This is a genomic window from Rhizobium sullae (assembly GCF_025200715.1).
Classification (GTDB): Bacteria; Pseudomonadota; Alphaproteobacteria; order Rhizobiales; family Rhizobiaceae; genus Rhizobium; species Rhizobium sullae.
Window position 1 is genome coordinate 2,139,060 of sequence record NZ_CP104144.1, and the last position, 21,015, is coordinate 2,160,074.

25 protein-coding genes are annotated in these 21,015 nt (G+C 59.1%); 11 read left to right on the top strand and 14 right to left on the bottom strand.

The window, feature by feature from the left end:
- Positions 1 to 317: 317 nt before the first annotated feature.
- Positions 318 to 788 carry a cupin domain-containing protein gene (locus N2599_RS30980; protein WP_027512579.1) on the top strand — a complete coding sequence of 157 codons (471 nt, stop codon included), beginning with the start codon at positions 318 to 320 and terminating at the stop codon, positions 786 to 788.
- 50 nt (positions 789 to 838) lie between these two features.
- Positions 839 to 1,018: a hypothetical protein gene (locus N2599_RS30985; RefSeq protein WP_037143223.1), complete on the top strand. Its 180-nt coding sequence runs from the start codon at positions 839 to 841 to the stop codon at positions 1,016 to 1,018.
- Positions 1,019 to 1,152: 134 nt separating this feature from the next.
- Here the strand turns inward: N2599_RS30985 and N2599_RS30990 are convergent, their stop codons facing one another.
- The 3 genes from N2599_RS30990 to N2599_RS31000 all read right to left on the bottom strand — a co-directional run bounded on the left by N2599_RS30990 (position 1,153) and on the right by N2599_RS31000 (position 2,651).
- Positions 1,153 to 1,803: a DNA alkylation repair protein gene (locus tag N2599_RS30990; RefSeq protein ID WP_209444083.1), complete on the bottom strand. Its 651-nt coding sequence runs from the start codon at positions 1,801 to 1,803 to the stop codon at positions 1,153 to 1,155.
- 262 nt (positions 1,804 to 2,065) lie between these two features.
- Complete coding sequence (locus N2599_RS30995) at positions 2,066 to 2,320, bottom strand: YMGG-like glycine zipper-containing protein (RefSeq protein ID WP_027512577.1); 255 nt, start codon at positions 2,318 to 2,320, stop codon at positions 2,066 to 2,068.
- Between the two features lie 28 nt (positions 2,321 to 2,348).
- Positions 2,349 to 2,651 carry a hypothetical protein gene (locus N2599_RS31000; RefSeq protein WP_027512576.1) on the bottom strand — a complete coding sequence of 101 codons (303 nt, stop codon included), beginning with the start codon at positions 2,649 to 2,651 and terminating at the stop codon, positions 2,349 to 2,351.
- Between the two features lie 234 nt (positions 2,652 to 2,885).
- Here N2599_RS31000 and N2599_RS31005 point away from each other — a divergent pair, with 234 nt between their 5' ends.
- The 5 genes from N2599_RS31005 (at position 2,886) to N2599_RS31025 (ending at position 6,212) form a co-directional block, all read left to right on the top strand.
- Entirely contained in the window at positions 2,886 to 3,056 is a 171-nt protein-coding gene (locus N2599_RS31005; protein WP_156915335.1) for a hypothetical protein, read from the top strand.
- 289 nt (positions 3,057 to 3,345) lie between these two features.
- Positions 3,346 to 3,741, top strand: a complete 396-nt coding sequence (locus N2599_RS31010; RefSeq protein WP_027512574.1) for a DUF1236 domain-containing protein — start codon at positions 3,346 to 3,348, stop codon at positions 3,739 to 3,741.
- A gap of 124 nt (positions 3,742 to 3,865) precedes the next feature.
- Positions 3,866 to 4,657 carry a DUF1236 domain-containing protein gene (locus tag N2599_RS31015; protein ID WP_027512573.1) on the top strand — a complete coding sequence of 264 codons (792 nt, stop codon included), beginning with the start codon at positions 3,866 to 3,868 and terminating at the stop codon, positions 4,655 to 4,657.
- Positions 4,658 to 5,204: 547 nt separating this feature from the next.
- Positions 5,205 to 5,591: a GNAT family N-acetyltransferase gene (locus N2599_RS31020; protein ID WP_084606597.1), complete on the top strand. Its 387-nt coding sequence runs from the start codon at positions 5,205 to 5,207 to the stop codon at positions 5,589 to 5,591.
- Positions 5,592 to 5,864: 273 nt separating this feature from the next.
- On the top strand, positions 5,865 to 6,212 hold the full coding sequence (locus tag N2599_RS31025; RefSeq protein WP_244914974.1) for an EF-hand domain-containing protein: 348 nt from the start codon (positions 5,865 to 5,867) through the stop codon (positions 6,210 to 6,212).
- 464 nt (positions 6,213 to 6,676) lie between these two features.
- Here the strand turns inward: N2599_RS31025 and N2599_RS31030 are convergent, their stop codons facing one another.
- Both N2599_RS31030 and N2599_RS31035 read right to left on the bottom strand, forming a co-directional pair.
- Positions 6,677 to 7,303, bottom strand: a complete 627-nt coding sequence (locus N2599_RS31030) for a DUF1062 domain-containing protein (protein WP_037143238.1) — start codon at positions 7,301 to 7,303, stop codon at positions 6,677 to 6,679.
- 482 nt (positions 7,304 to 7,785) lie between these two features.
- Positions 7,786 to 8,730, bottom strand: a complete 945-nt coding sequence (locus N2599_RS31035) for a LysR family transcriptional regulator (protein WP_037143220.1) — start codon at positions 8,728 to 8,730, stop codon at positions 7,786 to 7,788.
- A 106-nt stretch (positions 8,731 to 8,836) separates the two neighbouring features.
- On the opposite strand from N2599_RS31035, the gene N2599_RS31040 reads away from it, so the two are divergent.
- Complete coding sequence (locus N2599_RS31040) at positions 8,837 to 9,733, top strand: MBL fold metallo-hydrolase (RefSeq protein WP_027512568.1); 897 nt, start codon at positions 8,837 to 8,839, stop codon at positions 9,731 to 9,733.
- Positions 9,734 to 10,369: 636 nt separating this feature from the next.
- Positions 10,370 to 10,642, top strand: coding sequence for a DUF982 domain-containing protein (locus N2599_RS31045; RefSeq protein ID WP_244914972.1), 273 nt, complete (start codon positions 10,370 to 10,372; stop codon positions 10,640 to 10,642).
- A 184-nt stretch (positions 10,643 to 10,826) separates the two neighbouring features.
- Here N2599_RS31045 and N2599_RS31050 read toward each other — a convergent pair whose 3' ends face one another.
- Complete coding sequence (locus N2599_RS31050; RefSeq protein ID WP_157814355.1) at positions 10,827 to 11,252, bottom strand: DUF4142 domain-containing protein; 426 nt, start codon at positions 11,250 to 11,252, stop codon at positions 10,827 to 10,829.
- On the opposite strand from N2599_RS31050, the gene N2599_RS31055 reads away from it, so the two are divergent.
- On the top strand, positions 11,236 to 11,715 hold the full coding sequence (locus N2599_RS31055; protein ID WP_157814354.1) for a hypothetical protein: 480 nt from the start codon (positions 11,236 to 11,238) through the stop codon (positions 11,713 to 11,715). The two genes, N2599_RS31050 and N2599_RS31055, sit on opposite strands and share 17 nt — an antisense overlap.
- Before the next feature lie 208 nt (positions 11,716 to 11,923).
- Here N2599_RS31055 and gfa read toward each other — a convergent pair whose 3' ends face one another.
- From gfa to N2599_RS31080, 5 genes are all read right to left on the bottom strand, one after another.
- Positions 11,924 to 12,499, bottom strand: a complete 576-nt coding sequence (gene gfa / locus N2599_RS31060; protein ID WP_027512563.1) for an S-(hydroxymethyl)glutathione synthase — start codon at positions 12,497 to 12,499, stop codon at positions 11,924 to 11,926.
- 90 nt (positions 12,500 to 12,589) lie between these two features.
- Entirely contained in the window at positions 12,590 to 13,717 is a 1,128-nt protein-coding gene (locus N2599_RS31065; RefSeq protein ID WP_260308505.1) for an S-(hydroxymethyl)glutathione dehydrogenase/class III alcohol dehydrogenase, read from the bottom strand.
- 144 nt (positions 13,718 to 13,861) lie between these two features.
- On the bottom strand, positions 13,862 to 14,728 hold the full coding sequence (locus tag N2599_RS31070; RefSeq protein ID WP_084606416.1) for a substrate-binding domain-containing protein: 867 nt from the start codon (positions 14,726 to 14,728) through the stop codon (positions 13,862 to 13,864).
- 1 nt (position 14,729) lies between these two features.
- Entirely contained in the window at positions 14,730 to 15,257 is a 528-nt protein-coding gene (locus tag N2599_RS31075) for a c-type cytochrome, methanol metabolism-related (RefSeq protein ID WP_027509254.1), read from the bottom strand.
- Between the two features lie 167 nt (positions 15,258 to 15,424).
- Positions 15,425 to 17,326 carry a methanol/ethanol family PQQ-dependent dehydrogenase gene (locus tag N2599_RS31080; protein WP_100770567.1) on the bottom strand — a complete coding sequence of 634 codons (1,902 nt, stop codon included), beginning with the start codon at positions 17,324 to 17,326 and terminating at the stop codon, positions 15,425 to 15,427.
- A gap of 447 nt (positions 17,327 to 17,773) precedes the next feature.
- On the opposite strand from N2599_RS31080, the gene N2599_RS31085 reads away from it, so the two are divergent.
- Positions 17,774 to 18,118 carry a hypothetical protein gene (locus tag N2599_RS31085; RefSeq protein ID WP_027509252.1) on the top strand — a complete coding sequence of 115 codons (345 nt, stop codon included), beginning with the start codon at positions 17,774 to 17,776 and terminating at the stop codon, positions 18,116 to 18,118.
- Positions 18,119 to 18,186: 68 nt separating this feature from the next.
- Here N2599_RS31085 and N2599_RS31090 read toward each other — a convergent pair whose 3' ends face one another.
- The 3 genes from N2599_RS31090 to N2599_RS31100 are packed head-to-tail and all read right to left on the bottom strand — an operon-like array spanning position 18,187 to position 20,691.
- The gene (locus N2599_RS31090) at positions 18,187 to 18,927 is read right to left on the bottom strand and encodes an ABC transporter ATP-binding protein (RefSeq protein ID WP_027509251.1); all 741 of its coding nucleotides are present in this window, start codon (positions 18,925 to 18,927) and stop codon (positions 18,187 to 18,189) included.
- Positions 18,887 to 19,705 (bottom strand): ABC transporter permease, encoded by an 819-nt coding sequence (locus N2599_RS31095; protein ID WP_084606415.1) that lies wholly within the window; start codon positions 19,703 to 19,705, stop codon positions 18,887 to 18,889. The genes N2599_RS31090 and N2599_RS31095 overlap by 41 nt, the downstream gene beginning before the upstream one ends.
- Positions 19,702 to 20,691: an ABC transporter substrate-binding protein gene (locus tag N2599_RS31100; protein WP_027509249.1), complete on the bottom strand. Its 990-nt coding sequence runs from the start codon at positions 20,689 to 20,691 to the stop codon at positions 19,702 to 19,704. The genes N2599_RS31095 and N2599_RS31100 overlap by 4 nt, the downstream gene beginning before the upstream one ends.
- Positions 20,692 to 21,015 lie beyond the last annotated feature (324 nt).

Here is a 21,015-nt window from a genome sequence, read left to right on the forward strand (position 1 = left end):
AATCGAAAGAAATGGAATTGGTTAAGCGGCTGGCCGGTCGCGACCGGGCAGCTCTTCAAGGGTACGGCGGGCGAGTCGGCTGCGCCGGATCGCGTGGTTTTGTGGCTCTGGTACGGACACTCGCAGCGCCTTTGGCGAGGAGAGACTTCGTCGGCTCCCGAGGAGCTTTTATCATCCCCTCCGTCCATTAGAAAATTCTTATAAAATCCATTAGTGAGAGCTTGCTTAGACGTGGTGCGCGGACGTACTATTTGCAGTTCGCGAGCCTTGCCCCTGCGCTCAGCCGAGGTAAAGGCCTGGCGAGAGGGAGGTTTGTCATGAGAGTTGCATCGATATTCGCAGCCAGCGTGATCGGATTATGCGGGATGGCCTCCTTTGCTTCGGCAGAGGGTGCGCACACAATGGTCACTCCCGATGATGTCAAGTGGGGGCCGGCCCCCAAAGTGCTTCCTGCCGGAGCAGAAGCGGCGGTCCTATTCGGCGATCCCACCAAGGAAGGTTTGTTTGCCCTCCGGCTCAAGGTGCCGTCGGGCTATGCGATCGCGCCCCACACACACCCTGCGGATGAAGTGGTCACAGTCGTATCGGGGACTACTAATCTTGGAATGGGCGAAACGGCCGATCGGAAAGCCGCCAAGGCACTGCCTGCAGGCAGTTTCTTCGCGTTGCCGCCCGGCATGGCGCATTTCGTTTACTTCGACGAGGAGACAGTCGTTCAAATTACGACTACTGGCCCATGGGGCATCAAGTATGTCAATCCGGCCGACGATCCTCAAAAGTCACAGTAGCCAGCCGCTGCGTTGATGGCCGACTGCCCCGCCGAGGGCGGCGGGGCTAGATGCCTGTTGCGGTCACGGATCTTGCCGACAATCATATGCTCGCACTGGCGCCGAACGACGACACGTCCGCCTTGCTTGACGTGCTGAAGAGGTGGCAGAGCTTGGGGCTTGCCAGTGTTGCCGACAACGGCGGTGTTGAAGGAGTTTGGCGTCATCCCGGCGCCTCGTCTGAATCATGAAACCAGTCGAATGCGAAAACCACATCCTCGATGCAGACTACGCTTCAGTCAACATGACCCGCTCCCGGCATTTTGGCGGACTGAGGCGGACCGTTCGGGCAAGTCCCACGCCGAAACACACGCTGGAGGTGTGGTCATGGACCTCCCGTCCCTTCCAGTCGGCGGACCATCTCGGCGATCCAGACCGGTGCGTAGGGTGGCGTGCAGCCAGGTGATGCAGGGTAGTCGATCAGGACGGCGAGCCGCTCGCCAATGCCCATAGCTCGCGCGCGGTATTCTGGATGATGAATGCCAATCTCGGCAAGGCAATGATTCATGGCCCACTGTTTCTGAGCAGGTGCCTGCTTCATCTCCTTCTCGATCTGGCCGAGCAATGCATCGAGGTCGAGGCCCTCAGGGTTCTTGACGACTCTTTCAGTTGTCAGGCTCCAACCGGCGCGACCGACAAGGTCGTCGCCGTCCTTCCAGCCCAGACGGAGTTCCTCGGCGTAGCGACCGGGCTTGACCACGTTCACGATAAACCAATCAAGCAGCTTTGGAGAGCGAATGTCGCGGATCATTGCGTTGAGCTGGGCCGCGGAGAAGGCCTTGGGCCTGCACACGAGGGTCGCGAGAAGGCGCGCGGCGGTGTCGCGGGTATCCCACAGATGAAGTGCGAGTTCTTGCTGTGTCTTCAGCCGCCTGGCGAGAGAGCGAAGATGGGTAAGGTTCACGCCGTGATCGTCACCACGGCGTTCATTAGCCGCGCGCATCTTCGGGTCTTCGAGTGCGGCGAGCTCGCCCATGACTTCCTTGATTGTCATTCCCGGTGACATGATGCTCCCTTCGTCATGCTCCCTATGCTCGCTTGATCTGTGAGTTGCACGCCTCTTCGATCCGCAATCTCCGCGTATCCTCTGGCGTTGCGCGGCCAGCTATTCACGAATGTGTTCCAGTCTATCGGGACATACATAGGGCAAAGGGCCGCAACACATCAAATCAGCCGCCTTTCCTTGCCGAGGAAAACGGCTCTCTCTTCTGGCTGGATGCGATGAATCAGCCGTTTTTCTAGCAACGGGCCTCGTAGGTCCGTCCGTAGCGATCTCGATACACGCAGTAGCCGCGACGTTCGGTGGAGCGGCCAATCAGGGCGCCGGCGACGCCACCAGCGACGGCTCCAACCGCAGCACCTTCAACGCTGTTGCTGACGGCTCCGCCGATGATCGCTCCGGTGCCGGCTCCAATGGCCGTTCCCCTCTCGGTGGCTGTGCAAGATGCCAGGGCGCCAACGAAGGCACTGGCAAGAACAATTTTTCTCATCATTTTGAATGTCTCCTTCTCTGCCAACAATTTACTGCTGTGCGGGAGCCGCCGGCGGTGTAGGCGGTGCCGGCGCCGCGCTGTTATCAGCGGGTGCCGTCGGCTTTGCCGGGACAGATGCAGGCTCAGAATTCGTGGTGGATGCCGTTGTCTGCAAATCGGAACCCGGCGTATCGGTCCACAGCGTGTAAGCAAAGGCGGCCACGGCGATCGCGGCGATGGCAGCGATCCAGCCCACCCACGGTTTGGAGCGAGTACGATCCACCGGCGTAGTTCGTACGTCCAGATCACTTAGGCGATTAGGGTCGTGCAGGGGATTGGGATTTTGGATCATCATACATTCTCCGCGTTTTTGACGACAGGGGAAGCATTTCACCGACTGTTTGTTCCACAGCGACGCCCGCTCAAGCGCCCGTATTGGACTTCGGTCCCTGACGGGATCGGACTTTGGTCCGTGAACGACAGGGTCCAAAGCCTCTCGGGCCTTCGGACTGTGGTCCAGGGCGGGAACGTCATTTGCTGCCGGGCATTGGGTGCGATGAGGGAAGATAGTCAATGGAGGATTGCGATGAAAGACGAGGGATCAACCCGGGGCAAAGCTGGCTGGTGCACGGCGGCCGTCGCACTTGTCATCGCCCTTGCCGGCTTGCTCTATGTCTATGGCGAGCTCCTTTCAGGCGACGGCGGGCAGTTGACGATAAGACTTCGCGATGCCGTTGTCGTGGGCGATGGTGGCTAAGGAAATTCGGAAAGCGCATGGGATCCCTAAACGGACTGCTGACGTTGACGGTCATTCAGCTCGTAGTCGGATTTTCGATCGATTCGACGATCGAGCCAAGCCCTCGGTTCTGCGCTCTCAAGTTAAACATAGATGTTGCGATGCGAACATTAGTTATTACTAAAAACCCAGTCAGACTAAAGTCTTACGTCATTCCGGCCTATGGTCTTATGTAGGGAACTCCTTCATTGAACCATCGTTTGGTCACTGCGCGGTTGCCAAGACAGCCGCTGAACCAATGGAGGAAACAATGCTCAAGAAGATCCTGGTTTCCACCACAGCGCTCGCATTTATGTCGGGCGCGGCTTTTGCAGGATCGTCGACGGTAAACGGTGCGGTTGGTGGTGCAGCAACAGGCGCGATCCTCGGCGGCCCGGCTGGTGCCGCAGTCGGTGGTGCAGCAGGCGCCGTCGCCGGCACTCTGCTTGCGCCGCCGCCGCCAAAGGTGGTCACCTACGTCCGCGAGGCACCGGCTCCGTCGGATACCGTCGTGATTGAAGAGAAGGTTGCAGTTGGCCAACCCCTTCCACAGACGGTCGTCGTGACGCCCGTGCCCGAAGACCCGAAATATGCTTACGCTGTGGTCAACGATCAGCGGGTGATCGTGGAGCCTTCTTCCCGGAAGGTCATCCAGATCGTCAACTGACGACAAGGAATGGGTGCGGCCTGCAGCATCCATTCCGTCAAACGCTCAAGTTGATATCGACGCTTAAGGACGCCGTGTTGCGACGCCCGCTGGAAAAGTGCGTCCCAACCCAAAGGAGATAGACATGAACCGCAAGATCCTACCTATCCTGATCGCCTCTCTGGCGCTCGGTACGTCACCGCTTTGTCTGCTTTCCGCATCTGCGCAGGATGCGGCTCCCATACTGCCGAAGAAAGGCGCCGCGCAGGGCGAGCAGCCGCAGTCCGGCACGCAGCAGCCGTCAGGCGCAGAAGCGCCAAACGCGGGCTCGGGTCAACAAGCCCCGTCCGGCGGAACGGGCGACGCCACAACCGTCAAGCCCGACGTTGGCGGAACAGGAACATCCGACTCGTCTTCGCAAGGGACGGATCAGCCTGACACGCAGCAGCAAGACACAACGAGACCGGCCGAGGGATCCTCATCAGAGAAGGCGCCTGCATCCGGCAGCGAGAGCGGCAAGAGCACGACGAAGAGCTCCGGCGAGGCAACGTCGCCTGATGGAAAAACCACATCCGACAAGCCGGCAGGCGACGCAGGATCGGGCAATGCCGGCACCACGGGCGGGAACACCTCGTCGGGCACGTCCGATCAGTCCTCGACGACGACTGGAGGCGACACGACTGTCAATATCTCCGTCGAACAGAAGACCGAAATCCAGCAAGCCGTGAAGGAAGTCAATGTCGAGCCGGTTCGCGAAACCAACTTCACGGTGGCTGTCGGCACGACGATCCCGCAAACCGTCCGGCTTGAGCCGCTGCCGCCGCGGATCATCAAGATCGTCCCGCAATACGAAGGCTACCGCTTCTTCATCTTGGCCGATGGCCGGATCGTCATCGTCGAACCTTCGACGTTCGAGATCGTCTACATCATTGCCTGAATTGGCAAGGGACCTTCCCGGCGGCGGCGACCGCCGGGGCCTGCGCCGGGAGCGACTTTGGCAATCCGCCAGCGCCGTATCAGCATGTCGACCCGGCCCTTAAGCAAACGGGCTCTTGTACCGTTCCACGTGCGTCTGGTTGGCAATAGCCCCATTGCGGCTCGGGTATTTTCGCGCCAGCTATCACGCGATTTACTGCCCGCGTCATGGCCGTACGTCCGCCGTCGCTTTCAAGTGAGACGTTGTGCTTTCGCACCAGCTTCCGATCACGTAACCGTTGCCGTCGAGCGGTATGCTCCACAACTTTGCGTCCCTTGACCAGGCGGCCTTATTTGGAACCGTGCAGCGTCGAATGAACATCTGGCGCAGTACGCAAGCCAACGCATTGGCAAACCAGCGTCAGGTTTGCCGGAGGCTCCAACTCGTGAGAGATTGGAGCTCGTCAGATTCCGCCGGAAAAATCGCGAAATTGAGATCGGGTCAATACGCTTTCAACACTTGTTGCCATCGCCGACGACGCCGACATCAGTGAACGGGGATAGACCTAATGGTAACACTTCGAATTGATCCCTTTCCATCTGCAGATGAGCTCTATGCGCTTTGGTTGGAAGCCTGGGGTAGCCATGAACGAAAAGACTTCTCTGCCATTCTATCTCGGAGCCTCACCCATATAGGGGCTTATGAAAACAGTCAGTTGGTCGGCTTCGTGAACGTGGCGTGGGATGGGGGCATTCACGCATTCATCCTTGACACTTGCGTCCACCCTCGGATGCGAAGGCAGGGGATTGCCACACGTTTGGTAAAAGAAGCGACGAGGGTCGCTCAACATCGAGGAGCACAGTGGCTACATGCGGACTTTGAACCGCATCTGAGCTCCTTCTACCGGGCTTGCGGGTTTAGACCTACTGAAGCAGGCCTCATTAGGCTTAAATGACCAACTCCCCGGCCGACGCTGGCTATATCTTAAGTTGCAACCCGCTGGCCATCTAGCAACGCTGGCCTCTGGGGCAAACCGTTACAGTTGCAATATAGCGCGTTAATGCAAGTGATCCGCAAGCTTGAGGCAAGTCCTGTTCTCCAGCCTGCACCGGCTTAACGAATCCAGAAAAGGATATCGATTTTGAGAATAGGGTCAGACAATTCAATTTATAGCCTCTTTGCGCCGAAGTCCCGTAAAGGTCCATCGGTGGCAGACGAGAAGATCGACATGACGCCTACGCAGCCGCCAAGGGCTCCACCGGTCCGGACTGATGAGCAACTTGTTGCCGAGTTTTACGCTCGGCTGACCAAACAGCAACTTGACTGGGCGGATGCGGACAATGACGACAGGGTTACCAAGAACGAGTATATGGACGGTCAAGTGCGCTTGGCACAATTGAACGGAAGGCCGCTCGACGCAACGTCCTTCGAAAGCCATTGGACGACGATCGACCCAACTGGCAAGGGATGGGTTGACGAAGCCGAACTTCGCGAAGGACTTGAAAAGATGCTCCCCGTCAGGGTTGGGCATCTGGATGCAAACTACGCCGAACGCCTACGGACAAAGCAAGCGTGAGATCGCGCCGAGCACGCAACTAGGCGCTGTAGACCTGAATTGCGGTGGCTGACGAACCATTTCGTGAGGTTTATGAGCAAAGCCGCTCAAAGCGTTAAAGAGATCTACGTCGTAGACGTTGGACCATCATAGACTTCTGCGACGGTCGACCCCCAAGACGCCGGCCGCGTTGTGACCTGCCGGTAGCGCGAGCAGGCAATACCGATAGCGAGCATAGCGGCCCACAGCGATAGCGTCATCTCGACCACTTGGAGATTGAGAATTGGCGGCAACGAGCGGCACGGGAGCTGGATACCATCGCCGGGTACACGCTTGATTATGGGATCGTGCAACGGGAATTGGCTGTGAGCGCCCGACTAGCGACGCTACGTTTCTACAACGAGGAGGGATTCCCCTCTGGTGGACCGCGTAGAGGTCAAGCGCAGCAGGAAGCGATCCTGCCGCGCTTGGCATGGAGCCGCCAGCTATCGACCACACGCTGCCATTTCGATGGATGGCTGATCACTTGGATCGGCCACATCCAGCACCAGCCGCAATCCGTGCGTGACGCGCCGCCGCAGTATATTGCCCCTATCGGTGTTAGATCGGATCGCAGAAGCGGCCCAAAGTGACCGCACCCGATTGCGCGACAAGCCAAACTCGGAGGCAATCAGCTTGTCGACGCGAATGCTTGCCAGCATCGGCACGACCATGTTGATTTCCACCAAAGACCAAACCGGCGTCACGCTGAGGACGACCTTCCGCACCTCCACATCATCGAATTCGTCGATACGTTGGGTCTTTCGTCTCAGCGCGACTAGGTCGAACGCTTGGACGCTGATCCAGGTCGGATCGTTGCCTTGGAGGGCCTGCAGCGTCTTGGCATCAATATCACCGATATTGCGGCGCTCAAAAATTGGCCGGTTCCAGGTCTTGCTGCATGCTGGGCACCCGTAGATCAGCCAGGCATCGAGCTTTTTGCCATTGGCATTCAGCCTCGCCTTACCGCTGCATTCAAACGGTCTCGGGGCAGAGCATCCATTGCAGTCGAGCCACGGCTGTGGTGGAATTTGGGGAATAATGGTCCATTCAACTTTAAGAACATTGCTCATGTCGTCTTGGTCTTCCTGAAGGAAGCTCATCAAGACGGTGGCGAGATCAGCCCATGGCGGGCACGGCATGGCGATGTTTCGGGCGACGGAAGAGCTGAGACAGCTGAAGCTGGCGCATGGCACATTTCAACAATGCCAAACCGGTCTCAGACCACCACCCGATGAACGTGATTACAGTCAGGATGAGCGCGAAGCTATCCTGCCTATGAGGGTGAAACGGATTGAGACCGGTGTTTACGACGGCAAAGTGGAACCTCAATGTGCCCAAGCTCTTCGCCTCAAGCCATACCAAATGAAACTGCACTTTAAAAGTGAGAAGGTTACAAGGCCCCCAATCACTCGCGCCTCAGCCAGTCGGTTGCTGGCGGGTCAGGTTTGTACTCCTGCGAAAAAGCAGGGCCGTCTCCAATGTAAAGACTGCTGCTGCTTGGCGGACGGGGCATCCGCGATCGTTTGCATTGCACAGGCTCCGTTTCCGTTTGCTATGGCGCCATCGGGTCAAGCGTCGATATGACGGAGGTTTCCCGTATACGCCTGCGCTCCGCAATCACCAGCATGTCAAGAAAAGCCCTGACCTTGGCCGGCCGAAACCGGGCAGGTGGAAACACGGCATGAATGCCGCCTTGCGGCAGCTCCCATTCAGGAAATAGCCGAACGATCTTTCCAGCCCGCATATCCGCCGCCGCCATGTAGTCGGGAAAGACCGAGACACCGATGCCGGCCAGCACGCAAGCGTAAGCGGCCGGCGTCTTGTCCGTCGTAACGATAGGGCGCGTTTCGATTGTCACGGCTTCCCTTTGCCCGTGGGAAAATGTCCAGCGAAGGGCATTTTTCAGGGCGCCATTGGCGATCCATGGAAGACTGGCCGCGTCTGCCGCAGCAAGGTCAGCCGGGATGCGGGCGGCAACCGACGGCGTCGCGGCAAGAACTTGCTCGAACGTCCCGAGCCGGCGCGCCTGATGACTGGAATCCGACAGCCACCCCACCCGAATGGAGAGATCGATCCGATCGGCGACGAGATCGTTGACGCTGTCGTCAAAGATCGCGTCGACGTGCATCTGCGGGTAGGCCTGAAGATAGTCCGCGATCGTGGGCGCCACGACTGCCGCTCCGTAGTCGAGCGGAGCCGTCAGCGTCAGCGTTCCGGAAGGCTCCGCGCTACGAAGCGACATTTCCCCATAGGCGGATTCCGCCTGCCGCAGAATGAGCACGCAGCGCTCATAAAAGAGGCTGCCCTCTTCCGTTGCGTGTAGGCTGCGGGTCGTGCGCGTCAGCAGCGTCACGCCCAGTTCCTCCTCTAGGCGCGCGATCTGGTGGCTGACGACCGCCTTGGCGACGCCGAGACGGTCTGCGGCGGCCGTAAAGGAGCCAGCCTCGATCACGGCGGTGAAAAAGATAAGCCGGTTGAGATTAAGGTGGTCGCCCATAGTTTGTCTCAATAGATCATACAGTCTGTACGATTGAACGATATTTATTGCCCTATCAAGACCTGAGATACAGAAGGAAGAGCGATTCAACCTCAGGAGACATGCCATGATCACCCGCCGCGAAACCCTCAAGATGGCCGCCGCCGGCTTTGTGACGGCCCTTCCCCTGACCTTTGCCCAAGCGGACGGTGGCGGCGGCCTTGCGTGGACGTTCTTTCAGGCCAGCGAAACAGGCTTCCGCCGCACACCAGTGCTGCTGACGGGCGACAAGGACGCGATCCTGATCGACGGTGGTTTCACCCTTCCCGACGGGAAAGCCGTCGCGGATGCGATCAAGGCAACGGGTAAGCGTCTGACCACGATCTATGTGAGTTGCAACGATCCGGACTACTATTTCGGCCTGCGCCCGATCGTTGATGTATTTCCCGAGGCGAAGGTCATTGCAAAGCCCGTCACCGTCGAGGCGATCAAGGCCAATGTCCAGGCAAAGCTCGGGGTCTGGGGACCGCAGTTGAAGGAAAACGGTCCGCAGACACTGGCGGACGTGGTGATCCCGCAAGCTTCGGACGCCACATCGCTCGATCTGGAAGGCAATGCGATCGAGATCGTCGAGGTCCCCGGCATGCATGACCGGCGCTACCTCTTCGTACCCGTGCTCGAGGCGGTATTCGGCGGTGTTCTGGTCGATTCTGGCAACCACGTCTGGATTGCGGATACGGCAACCACCGAACTGCGCGCAGCCTGGATCAAGGCGCTCGACGGCATCGCCGCCCGCGCGCCGAAGATCGTCGTTCCGGGCCACCAGGTCGAGGGCGCGGCCCAGGGTCTTGAGGCCGTCGCGTTTACCCGCGCCTATCTCATCGCTTTCGAGGAAGAAGTGAGCCGGACCAAGGATAGTTCCGAACTGGTTGCGGCGATGATGAAGCGCTACCCGGACCTCGCCGACGTCTCCTCGCTGGAGCTGGGTGCGAAGGTCGCGAAAGGCGAATTGAAGTGGGGCTGAAGTGCTGCAACACTCGAGCCTCATCCGGAAAAGGTCGCCTCTCTGTCCGGCGCGGAGCCGTTAAGGTCGATGTCTCGGACAAGGACGGTCTCTAGCGTCGATATTCGCCGATACCGCTTCGTCCGAAGCGAGGGTCCCGCGTCACGCTCGACGGCGCTTCCGTCCAGGCGGACGTTTCGTGCCAAAGGCCGGATGATTCATGGGTGGTCGGTTGGTTGCGACTGGCGAATGCGGATCCGGACCGTCTTGCGCTCCTGATCTCCAATCCGACCAGATGAGCGGAGAAAAAGCCCCGTGGCTTAGACGGGGCAAGATCAAGCTCGTCTTCTGATAGGATCGCGGCAGCTGTTGACGAGGAAGGGAAGCGTCCGCACCGCGGTCTAGCACAACAACGAAATGAGTCGCCCGATGTTCCAAAACGACCGTCGAAAACGAGGCTCATCTGATGAAATAGCCCGGCAACTTCAAAGCTGAAGACATCGGAGAGGTCCTGAATGTTGGCTCAAACCCAGACGCCGGACCGTTTCGCCTGCCGACCGAAATTGCGCGCAGCATGACCATCGCAGCGCATTTTTTTTGATGGAACGTTTCCAATTTTCCTGTCGTTTACGGTTAGGCTTCAGGAGGAGCCCAGCCATGACCCCAGCCATGAACATCGAAGCGAGAACCCCCCCTCTGATATATTGGAGCGCACCGGTGAATGTCAGAGTAGGAAACGGTTTCAGCGAAGCGATTTTTGGCCCAGAAACCGCACTCGACTATCTTGAGCATCGATGGCCAACGAGAAGTGGCCCGCATTATTTCAACGCGCTGCGTATCTGCAGGGCGGCGGTCGACAGAAGGGAGCCGCCCGATTTTGCTCGCGACGCATTTATCGCCGCAGGCATTGAAGCGGGCATGTTGGCCTAGTTCGACCCCAGGCCGAGCGGAATCGAGCATCCATCTGAGGCCCCAGAATTGCTCACCTGTCGCCGCGGTTGCGTTCAGAACCGAACCCGCGGCAAACGCAATGAGCATCATGGTACGGCACGATGAGGCTGTCATTCCGCCAAAGCCGAAAACGACCCAGCGAGCGGTCGATGTTTTCCGGTTTTCAGTGTCTGCTCAGCGATTGCGCAAGTTGCAAATGCTTCTGCAGCACCGGCAACATTTTCTTTGCAAATTCCGGGACCGGCCTGCCACCCTCGCCGGCCTTTTCCTTGAATTCCGCAATATCCTTCTCGAGGTTCGAGATCATATAGTCCACGAACGCCTGGTCAAACTCAGGCCCGCTCTTACGCTGCAGCTTTTCAACCGCACTTTGCGCCTCGACGGTGATAGTGGTGGTTATCTTCACCTCAAGATCGCTGGCGAGAGCCGTGGCTTCGTCCTTGGCTTTACGGTGGTCGTCAACCAGCGCCCGTCCTAGCGAGCGCACATCCTCGCTTCCACCCTTTTGGGTAGCGAGTTCCCCGAGCGTGATTTCTGAATTGTCGCCCTTCATCGCGTCGCTCAGAAATTCCTTGTCGCTCTTGGCCATTCCAGCAGAGGCCAGTGCAAGGATCATCGCTATCGTCATAGCGGCAAATATCAGCATAGATCGCATTACTGCACCTCGCAATTTCATAGCGCGACACCAAAAACCTAAAACCCCATCGGACGAGGTGTTGTTCCGCTTTGTCTACACTATTATCGAGAACAGACGCCTGCCCGGCAGTGACGTCGCCGTGCGGGCGGCCGAAACGACTCTCACGCAGCAACCTACCGTTGTCGCCCAGATCTGCCTTGCCGGTCAGGAGCAACAGAAATTGTACGGCTGCCACATCGCCGTAACATTCGACGGTCAGTCACGCCTCCTACTCAAAAGAAAGGCCGCCCAAATCAGCGGCCCCGAAGTGAAGAAAGAGCCTCCAGTGAAAACCGGCGCGACCGCAATCGAGAAAAGCAAACCAGACGGCAATGACACAATGGACCATCCGCAATTTGCGGATGATTTCCAATAAGCCATTGGCGCAGGATGCTACTCATGCGAGATGCGGCGCAGGTGGGATTTCGTCCAATCGATGAACCATCTTGTCGATGAACGCCATCATATCGAGGCATCATGGTCTGCCCGGAGGGCGTCAGAAGAACTTCCAAATTTCGTCATCGAGAGGCTGTCAGCGTGCTTGTCCTGCACGCTGACAGCCTTCATCAATTCCGTCTGCTCATTCAACTAGGCAGAGCACCGGACTTCTTTGCGACGAAGGTGGCGACGACGTCCATCAGGGTCGGCGACAGGCAGTCGTATGGTTCCAGTCCAAGCTCCCGCAAGCGGGCGCGTATGCCGTCCATTCGGCTAGGATCAACGCCGGATTCGATGATCGAGGAGACAAAAGCCGCGAACTCAGGCGGAGCCCAGCCGGATTCTTGAAAACGCTCGGGGTGAACGAAGTCCAGCCCTTGGAACGCATGTTCTCGCTCTACCGGCCCATACATGTGCACGCCGCATTGCTTGCAGGCGTGACGCTGGATCAACGCGCTTGCATCGACCACCTGCAACTTGTCGCCGTTCTCGAGCACGGTCACCTTGTCATGTGGGACAACCGCAACGACGGAGAAATAGGTGCCTTTGGGCTTCCAGCATTTGGTGCAGCCGCAAACGTGGTTATGGGCGACCTGTCCTTCGATCCTTACCTTGACCGGCCGGTCCGTGCACGCACAAACAAGCGTGCCGCCGGTAAAGCCGGGATTGGCGGGCTTCAAACCGCCATCGACCGCCGGATGAATTTGAACTGCGCTTTCCATTGCATGTTCCTCCCCTGTTGCGCCGAAGCCCGTCCGGGTCTCCGGACAGTGGCTAACCTCGGCTTTGATGCGAGCGCCCGGCTGACGCGCTCAGTAGATGACAACACTCCTGATGCTTTCGCCGGAATGCATGAGCTCAAAGCCCTTGTTGATGTCTTCGAGCGGCATGGTGTGGGTGATCATAGGATCGATCTGGATTTTGCCTTCCATGTACCAGTCGACGATCTTCGGCACGTCGGTGCGGCCGCGCGCACCGCCGAAGGCGGTGCCCATCCAGCTGCGGCCGGTGACCAGCTGGAAGGGACGCGTCGAGATCTCCTGGCCGGCGCCGGCAACCCCGATGACCACCGACTTGCCCCAGCCGCGATGGCTGGCTTCCAGCGCCTGGCGCATCACCTTGGTGTTGCCGGTGCAGTCGAAGGTGTAGTCGGCGCCGCCGATCTGGTCGGCGCCGCGCTTTGTCATGTTGACGAGATAGGGCACGATATCGTCGCCGACCTCCTTCGGATTGACGAAATGCGTCATGCCGAAGCGCTCGCCCCATTCCTTCTTGCCGTTGTTCAAATCGACGCCGATGATCATGTCGGCACCGGCGAGCTTCAGCCCCTGGATGACGTTGAGGCCGATGCCGCCGAGACCGAAGACGATGGCCGTTGCACCGATCTCCACCTTGGCGGTGTTGATGACGGCGCCGATGCCGGTGGTCACGCCGCAGCCGATGTAGCAGATCTTGTCAAAGGGGGCGTTAGGATTGACCTTGGCGAGCGCGATCTCCGGCAGCACCGTGTAATTGGCAAAGGTCGAGCAGCCCATGTAGTGATGGATCTTGTCCTTGCCGATCGAAAAGCGCGAGGTGCCGTCCGGCATCAGGCCCTGGCCCTGGGTGGAACGGATCGCGGTGCAGAGATTGGTCTTGCGCGACAGGCAGGACGGGCATTCACGGCATTCCGGTGTATAGAGCGGGATGACGTGGTCGCCCTTCTTCACCGAAGTGACGCCCGGGCCGACATCGACGACGATGCCGGCGCCCTCGTGGCCGAGGATTGCCGGAAAGAGACCTTCCGGATCGGCGCCCGACAGGGTGAAATCATCGGTATGGCAGATGCCCGTCGCCTTGACCTCGACCAGCACCTCGCCGGCGCGCGGACCCTCCAGATTGACCTCCTTGATCTCCAGCGGTTTTCCTGCCTGAACGGCAATCGCAGCGCGGGTTTTCATATCGTTATCCCCCTTTAATGGTCATTCCCTCATCGATCCGGCTCCGGGAGATAGCCTGGACAGGCGGCGGCCACTCCCGTTGCGGCAACCGGCGAACAACGGATCGAGATGATTGACGTGTGCTGCTTTTCAAGCGCCCGAACATCATTGCGTGATCCTCTGATCGTGCTCATCAAGCAGCGGCACGTCAGACTCGATAAGCAGCTTGTTGATTTCGGCCTGGTTGTCCCTGATGAACGTGTTGAGCGTGCGTTTCCATTGCTGGTCGGAAGGGCGGACGCCCATGGTGATTCGATAGGTCATGGGCTGGCCACCCTGCTCTTTGGTCAACGGCACGATCGCCAGATCGGCTTCCGACTTGCGGGCGTAGTAACCTGCCATCGGCCCCCAGATCACGGCAGCGTCGATCACGCCTGCCAACATGTCCCGTATCATGACTTCCGCCATCGACGGCGTGACGCGGGTGTCGACCATGAGCGGATAGATCTTGGCCTTGCGCATGAGATTTGCTGCCGCCATATTCGCCGACGGCGGCGTCCCATGGACCACGCCAATCCTCTTGTCGGCAAGTTTCTGGTCGGTCAGCGTTTCGACGCCCGCAAGATCGCCATCCTTCTTGTAAAGCAGCACATAGGAGGAGCGATAATAGGCATTGGTATTCTGGACGAGCTCGTCGCCTTGCGGGTATCCCATGATGATATCGCAGCGATTGGCGCCGAGCGTATTGCGTACAAAACCGGTAATCGAGGGAAACCACGTATAGGCGACGGAGCGACGTCCTGTCCCGGTGGCGACCAACTTGGCAAGCTTATCCTCGAACCCTTCGCCGCTTTGGTCGGAATAAGGCATGTTGGAGGGGTCGGCGCAGACACGCAGGATGTCGGGGTCGACCAGTTCGCCGGCCGCCCCAAGCCCGGCGCTCTGTGCATATGCGGGCAACGGGGCCAATGCTACGACGGCCGTGATGACCAGGGCCGCCTTGTAACTTGCCTGTCCGTCGCATCGCGCCATGTCATCCACCCATACAAGAGGCTTCGTGGTCCTTCGCCGCTTGCGGCTTGTCTGCCTTCTTGGGCGGACGACCGCGTGGCGCGTCACCGACGGCTCGGGCACGCAGATAGACGTAGATGTCGTCAAGGTAGCAATAGACGTTCTTGTTTTCGCCGAACGCGGGCATGACGTTTTCCTTGCCGCCGCCGACATTCTTGCGGCCTTCCGCGACGATCGACAAGAACGTTCCGTAGTCCATGCCTTTCATGCTGTTGATCAATGGGGGCGCATAGCTCGAGCCGACGCCGTCCGGTCCATGGCAGACATGACAGTCGGCATGGTAGCGCCGGTAGCCGCTGAACGTGTACCAGTCGACCGTTCCGTCATCCTGGATCTTGAATGTCGGATTGCCTTCCGCATCGAGATATTTGCCATCCTCGTCCTTCACGGCAGCGGCCTTTTCTTTAGTGTCTTGCGCCTGGGCGTGGCCTGAAATCGTCAGTGGGAGAAAGATCATTGCGAGTACCGAAATTGCGTTGCGAAGAAACATCCGTACCTCTTTTTCGTTTCGCGACGGACACCGGTTTGCTGTCGCGATGCGGCGTTGAAAATGCGTTGCGATTGCGCGGCGAATTCGAGAGCCCGGTCGGTTCCGGACCCGGGCTCTCGTTTCTCAGGTCTTCTGGCAAGACCTCGGCGGTTGGTGGTTTCCCAGAATCAGTCCGGGAGACCGAAGACCGTGAGTTGACCGCCCAGCGTCGTATAGTCGGCAAGGGCTGCGTAACCACCGACAGCGCCCAGACCTGCCGTAGAAATGGCCTTTTCTTGGTCGGTCGGAGCGTTCTGGCCCGCTACCGCCTGCTGCCAGGCTGCAGCGCCTTCGGCCCCTAAGAGACCACCCGCAAGACCGATGCCGGCCCATCCGCCGACACCCGACAGAACAGCCACGTACTGCTTACCCTTGTGCTCAAAGGTGTTGATGTTTCCGATGATGCCGGACGGCGTTTTGAACTTGTAGAGCTCCTTGCCTTCGGTATCGACTGCCTTGATGTAACCCTCCAGCGTGCCGTAGAAGACGACGTCGCCGTCGGTGGCAAGCGCGCCAGACCAGACCGAGAACTGCTCGGGTTTGGACCAGACGATCTCGCCCTTGGCTGCGTCCCAGGCAATGAAGTTGCCCATGCCGCCATGGCTGCCGGGCGTCGGGTACATAGCCACCGTGGCGCCGACATAGGCCTGACCGGCGGTGTAGCCGACCCGGTAGGGCTCATAGTCCATGCAGACATGGTTGGTCGGCACGTAGAAGAGACCGGTCTTCGGCGAATAGGCTGCCGGCTGCTGGTCTTTTGTTCCAAGAGCCGCCGGGCAGATTCCCGTCGAATTTACGTCCTCGCCGTTCTGCTGGGTCGAGTACTGGGCAACCACCTGCGGACGACCATACTCCTTACTTTTTGGATCCATGACGACTTCCGTCGCCCAGTTCACCGTAGGATCGTACTTCTTGGCGACGAGGAGCTCGCCGTTTGCGCGGTCCATCGTATAGGCGAAGCCGTTGCGGTCGAAATGAACCAGCACGTCGCGTTTCTGACCGTTGATGTCCATGCCATCGACAAGGATCATCTCGTTGACGCCGTCATAGTCCCATTCGTCGTGCGGGGTCATCTGGTAGACCCACTTGGCCATCCCCGTATCGGCATCACGTGCGAATATGGTCATTGACCAACGGTTGTCGCCTGGACGCTGGACGGGGTTCCAGGTCGAGGGATTGCCAGTTCCGTAGTAAACGAGATTGAGCTTCGGATCATAGGAAAACCAGCCCCAAGTGGTCCCGCCGCCGGTCTTCCACTGCTCGCCTTCCCAGGTGTTGATGCCGGAATCCTTACCGACGGGCTTGCCAAGATGGGTGGTCTTTTCCGGGTCCATCAGAGTCGCGTCATCCGGTCCGGTAGAATAACCCTTCCATGCGAGCGAACCGTCCTTGAGATTGTAGGCGGCGATCCAGCCGCGGACCCCATATTCCGCACCCGACACGCCGATGAGGACCTTATCCTTAAAGACCATCGGTGCGGCGGTGCCGGATTCACCCTTGCTGCCGTCGGTCTCGGCGTTCTTCACCGACCACACGACCTTGCCGGTCTTGGCGTCGAGGGCAACGACCGTCGTGTCAGCCTGGTTGAGGATTATCTTACCATCGCCATAGGCGACGCCACGATTCACAGTGTCGCAGCACATGATCGCAATGACGTTGGGATCCTGTTTGGGCTCGTATTTCCAGAGGATCTTGCCGTCGTTGTTAAGATCCAGGGCATAGACTGTGTTGGGGAACGGCGCATGGACGTACATGACGTCGCCGATCACCAACGGTCCGCCCTCATGACCACGCAGGACGCCGGTCGAGAAGGTCCACTTGACCTGCAGGTCCTTCACATTCTCCTTCGTGATCTGGTTGAGCTTGGAATAACGCTGATTGGCGTAATCGCCGGTCGGCATCGCCCAATTCTTCGGGTCGGACGCAAGTTTCGTCAACTCGTCATTGGCCAACGCATTTCCAAAAGAAGCCGCGGTCAGAAGTCCAGCGGCGGTCAGCGGTAGGTATATACTTTTTCCGAGTGTGCGCATGCGAAGTCCTCCCGATGTTGATTTTCACCCGAGGATCGTCATTACCAACCTCGGGAGACCACAAGGGCCGGCCCAAGCGTTCAGCTTGTCTATGGGACATGCGCTTCCGTCAGCGTGTCACGATTCGGCAGGGTGGGCAGGGGCACCGTTATTGCCCATCCTCGTACCTACGAGACTCTGCCGCTCCCATGCAGCAAAGCCTTGAAGCCGGAAACCATCAAAAAGAATAATCCTTTCAAAGGGCGTAAGCAATAATAAATATATCGCCTTGTGCAGAGCAATATATTAATGCTGCCCTGCAATATACTAATGCTGCTTAGCAATATTCCTCATAATGCAAACGACGCAATCCAGCACCAGAGTGCCCATAGTAATTATTTGCGCATATAACACTATTAGGCGAGAATAGATTAGTCAGGCTTCAGATCAACGTCGGCGGAGGTTGCAGTGCTTACCGAAGTCCTACGAGCCATCGTCTTTCTCGCTGCGCTCACGGGTGCGATCACAGCTTCACGGGCCGCCACCTATCCTACGATCGCAATCGTGGACTACGTCTATGCCTGCATGAAGGCCAATGGAGAAACACGCGCTGCGCTCGAAAATTGTTCTTGCTCGATCGACGTCATCGCCTCGATCGTCCCGTACGAACGCTACGAGGCGGCTGAGACCTTCAGGAGCCTTGGACTCCAGACCGGCGAGAGGGGTGTGCTGTTCCGGCAGAGTGCGCCGGCGAAGTCTGCAGCCACTGAGTTGAGGCGCGCCCAGGCCGAGGCAGACGTCCGCTGCTTCTGACGGGGCCCGTCGGGCCACGGGCGACCGGTCTTGCGGCAGGTTAAGACTTCTCCTGTTGCGGACGCAAGTCAGGGAAACCTCGTCCGGAAATCCGAAACCAGGTCGTCCAGCGCCTTCGTGTCGCGCGCCTGGCGCGCCATCTCCACTTCGAAGATGCCGAGCACATGGGCTGGCCGTGATGACAGCACTATGACGCGATCTGCCAACAGAAGTGCCTCCCGTAGATTGTGTGTCACCATCAGGGCGGTGGTAGGTCTCGCCGACCAGACCGTCATCAGAAGGCGCCGCAATCTGTCGGCCGTCCGTTCATCGAGTGAGGCGAAGGGCTCGTCCAGCAAGAGCACTGCGGGTTCTGTGGCAAAGGCACGCGCCAGGGCAGCGCGGCGTGCAAGGCCGAGCGAAAGCTCCGAGGGATAGAGCGACCGCATGGCCGACAGACCCAGAATGTCGAACAGCCCGTCCAGGTCCATGTCCCGTGCATCTCGAGACAGCGCAAGGCGGACATTCTGCTCCACCGTTCGCCAGGGGAGAAGCACCGGCTCCTGGAAGACCGCGGCGATGCGACTGGAACCGCCTTCCGGCAACTGGTAGCTACCCGAAAACTCCCGGTCCAGCCCCAAAAGGATGCGCAAGGTCGTGGTCTTGCCGCAGCCCGACGGCCCGAGCAAACAGGCAAATTCTCCCTGCCGCACCTCGAATGACAGTCCGCGCAGGGCCGCAATGATCACGTCCTCAGCCGACCGGAACGTCTTCTCGGCGATTTCGACCTTAAGCGGGGCGGCGGCGCCAGCGTGTTGCGTGTCGTTCAAATGGCTGCACCAGAAAGAGTTCGATCAACAGCATAATGGCAACGAAGGCCAGCGAATAGGCGAGGATGGCGGCAACGTCGAATATCTGGAAGTGAAGATAGATCTGGAAACCCACCCCGTTTGACCGGCCAAGTAGTTCGACAACGAGCACGATCTTCCAGATCAGCGCAATACCTGACCGCGAAGCGGCCGCAAAATAAGGCTGCAGTTGCGGCATCAGGATATGGCGGATCCTGTCGAGCGGACTGAGGCGGTAGACTTTCGCCATTTCGGCGTAGCGGGGGTCGAGTGCACGCGCGCCCTCGCGCATGGTGACCACGACGTTGGGTATCTTGTTGATCGCCACCGCGCTGATCGCAGCCGCTTCAGTCAGGCCGAACCAGATATACGCAAGAACAATGACGACCAGTGCCGGGAGGTTGAGAAAAAGGACAAGCCACGGATTGAAGAAAGAATCCGCCCGCCGGTGGGTGCCGAGCAGGACGCCGATGACCGACCCGGCCAGCATCGCAACAACATAGGCGCCGGCAACCCGGAAGAGCGTCATGGCGAGATGATAGGCGAGATCGCCGCTTGCCGCCTCCTTGACCAGCACGCGCCAGACTTCGATCGGCGGCGGAAACACCCGGCTTGGCCAAATCCCGGCCGCAAGGTTCCAAAGCAGGCACAGTCCGAGCAGGGATGCCAGCGCCGTTGCTGCCGGCAGAAGACCACGGGAGATGGCGTGCGCTCGCCGGCCTGCAGCCACCCCATTTTCCAGCCCGGGTCCTGCTGTCATGTCTTTAAGGCCCAGAACGTTCCCGGAGCCATCTGCCGCGCCTCACCGACAAGCTTCTCCCCACCCAGTTCGGCCAGGATTGCGTATAGCTTGGCGGCATCTCTCTCCTCCTCTGCGAGCGGCCTGTTCGGGATGCCTTCGCGGTAGCGATCGCGCAGCACCTCGAGTTCCCGGCCTTCGGCCCGCACTATCGGTGCCAGCCGCTGCCATTCAGCATCCGAGCGGGCCAGAAGCTTCTTCGCCTCCCCGCTTGACCGGAGAAAGTTCAAGGCCACGTCCGGGTTTTCGTTCGCCCATTTTTCATGGAAGACATAGCCGAGCGCCGAAACCGGCCCCGATGCCCCGAGCGCCCTGGCGGCATCGTCGGCACCGATGAGGCGACGAAAACCGTTTGCCTCCAGCCGGGCGCAGAAATGCCAGAAATTCAGCACTGCATCGAGTTCGCCGGAGATGGCCTTTTCCGACAGAAGGGGCGGTGCGCCGAAAACGATGTCGCTTTTAGTGGTCAGGTCAATCTTGTGATCACGCCGGGCAAGGCCCTGGATCAGAAGCCAGCTCTTGTCGAGCGAACCGCCGGTCACACCGATTTTTTTTCCGACGAGATCAGGGATGGCACGAATGGGCGCATCCTGCTTGACCATGATGGCGCCAACCGCAGTCGAGTAAGGTGCGAGAGTGAGATCCGTGCCCTGCGAACGCTGGCGCGACACCCACAGCCAATCGGAAACGATCATGTCGAGGTCGCCGGCCAACATGGCGACGTTGGTGGCGTCTTCGCCCGCAAAGTAAACGATCTCCACGTCGATCCCGTTGGCGGCATCGAACTTGTTGTGCTTGATGGTGTCGAGTTCCCAGTTCACCGTCCCGAACCTCAAGACACCGACCCGGATCTTAGGCGCTGACGGCTTGGCCAAGGCATGGAAGCTCAGGGGGCTTACCGCAGCCAGCAAGGCTGCTGCGCAAATCGCGCGCCTCGATATGTTCATGATGCCACCTCCCGGCAAAATGTTTGCAGCGACGTCATATGTCCCGCCTCCTGCCCGGAAAGACACATGTCCAACGGATGACCTTCAGCGACGGATGGCTCCCGGACCACTTTGCGATCTCCGCCGGCGCCAGGATCATGCATTGGCCAAGCGAGCCGCGGCTTTCAAAGTAGAGATGCTCGGTGCGGCAACTGGTCGGGTTGGCCAACAAGCAGACGGTCAGGACGAGATCGACGAGGTTCAATGAAGCACCTTTCACTGCACGGCATGCGCATGCGAAGAACTGCGGACTTGCGTACTTGGCATGCCGCCCGCTTGGTGGCT

Bases quoted from the DNA above. Each gene is read 5' to 3' on its own strand.
- N2599_RS30980 (WP_027512579.1), top strand. From the start codon at position 318: ATGAGAGTTGCATCGATATTCGCAGCCAGCGTGATCGGATTATGCGGG.
- N2599_RS30985 (WP_037143223.1), top strand. From the start codon at position 839: ATGCCTGTTGCGGTCACGGATCTTGCCGACAATCATATGCTCGCACTG.
- N2599_RS30990 (WP_209444083.1), bottom strand. From the start codon at position 1,803: ATGGGCGAGCTCGCCGCACTCGAAGACCCGAAGATGCGCGCGGCTAAT.
- N2599_RS30995 (WP_027512577.1), bottom strand. From the start codon at position 2,320: ATGATGAGAAAAATTGTTCTTGCCAGTGCCTTCGTTGGCGCCCTGGCA.
- N2599_RS31000 (WP_027512576.1), bottom strand. From the start codon at position 2,651: ATGATCCAAAATCCCAATCCCCTGCACGACCCTAATCGCCTAAGTGAT.
- N2599_RS31005 (WP_156915335.1), top strand. From the start codon at position 2,886: ATGAAAGACGAGGGATCAACCCGGGGCAAAGCTGGCTGGTGCACGGCG.
- N2599_RS31010 (WP_027512574.1), top strand. From the start codon at position 3,346: ATGCTCAAGAAGATCCTGGTTTCCACCACAGCGCTCGCATTTATGTCG.
- N2599_RS31015 (WP_027512573.1), top strand. From the start codon at position 3,866: ATGAACCGCAAGATCCTACCTATCCTGATCGCCTCTCTGGCGCTCGGT.
- N2599_RS31020 (WP_084606597.1), top strand. From the start codon at position 5,205: ATGGTAACACTTCGAATTGATCCCTTTCCATCTGCAGATGAGCTCTAT.
- N2599_RS31025 (WP_244914974.1), top strand. From the start codon at position 5,865: ATGACGCCTACGCAGCCGCCAAGGGCTCCACCGGTCCGGACTGATGAG.
- N2599_RS31030 (WP_037143238.1), bottom strand. From the start codon at position 7,303: ATGAGCAATGTTCTTAAAGTTGAATGGACCATTATTCCCCAAATTCCA.
- N2599_RS31035 (WP_037143220.1), bottom strand. From the start codon at position 8,730: ATGGGCGACCACCTTAATCTCAACCGGCTTATCTTTTTCACCGCCGTG.
- N2599_RS31040 (WP_027512568.1), top strand. From the start codon at position 8,837: ATGATCACCCGCCGCGAAACCCTCAAGATGGCCGCCGCCGGCTTTGTG.
- N2599_RS31045 (WP_244914972.1), top strand. From the start codon at position 10,370: ATGACCCCAGCCATGAACATCGAAGCGAGAACCCCCCCTCTGATATAT.
- N2599_RS31050 (WP_157814355.1), bottom strand. From the start codon at position 11,252: ATGGCCAAGAGCGACAAGGAATTTCTGAGCGACGCGATGAAGGGCGAC.
- gfa (WP_027512563.1), bottom strand. From the start codon at position 12,499: ATGGAAAGCGCAGTTCAAATTCATCCGGCGGTCGATGGCGGTTTGAAG.
- N2599_RS31065 (WP_260308505.1), bottom strand. From the start codon at position 13,717: ATGAAAACCCGCGCTGCGATTGCCGTTCAGGCAGGAAAACCGCTGGAG.
- N2599_RS31070 (WP_084606416.1), bottom strand. From the start codon at position 14,728: ATGGCGCGATGCGACGGACAGGCAAGTTACAAGGCGGCCCTGGTCATC.
- N2599_RS31075 (WP_027509254.1), bottom strand. From the start codon at position 15,257: ATGTTTCTTCGCAACGCAATTTCGGTACTCGCAATGATCTTTCTCCCA.
- N2599_RS31080 (WP_100770567.1), bottom strand. From the start codon at position 17,326: ATGCGCACACTCGGAAAAAGTATATACCTACCGCTGACCGCCGCTGGA.
- N2599_RS31095 (WP_084606415.1), bottom strand. From the start codon at position 19,705: ATGACAGCAGGACCCGGGCTGGAAAATGGGGTGGCTGCAGGCCGGCGA.
- N2599_RS31100 (WP_027509249.1), bottom strand. From the start codon at position 20,691: ATGAACATATCGAGGCGCGCGATTTGCGCAGCAGCCTTGCTGGCTGCG.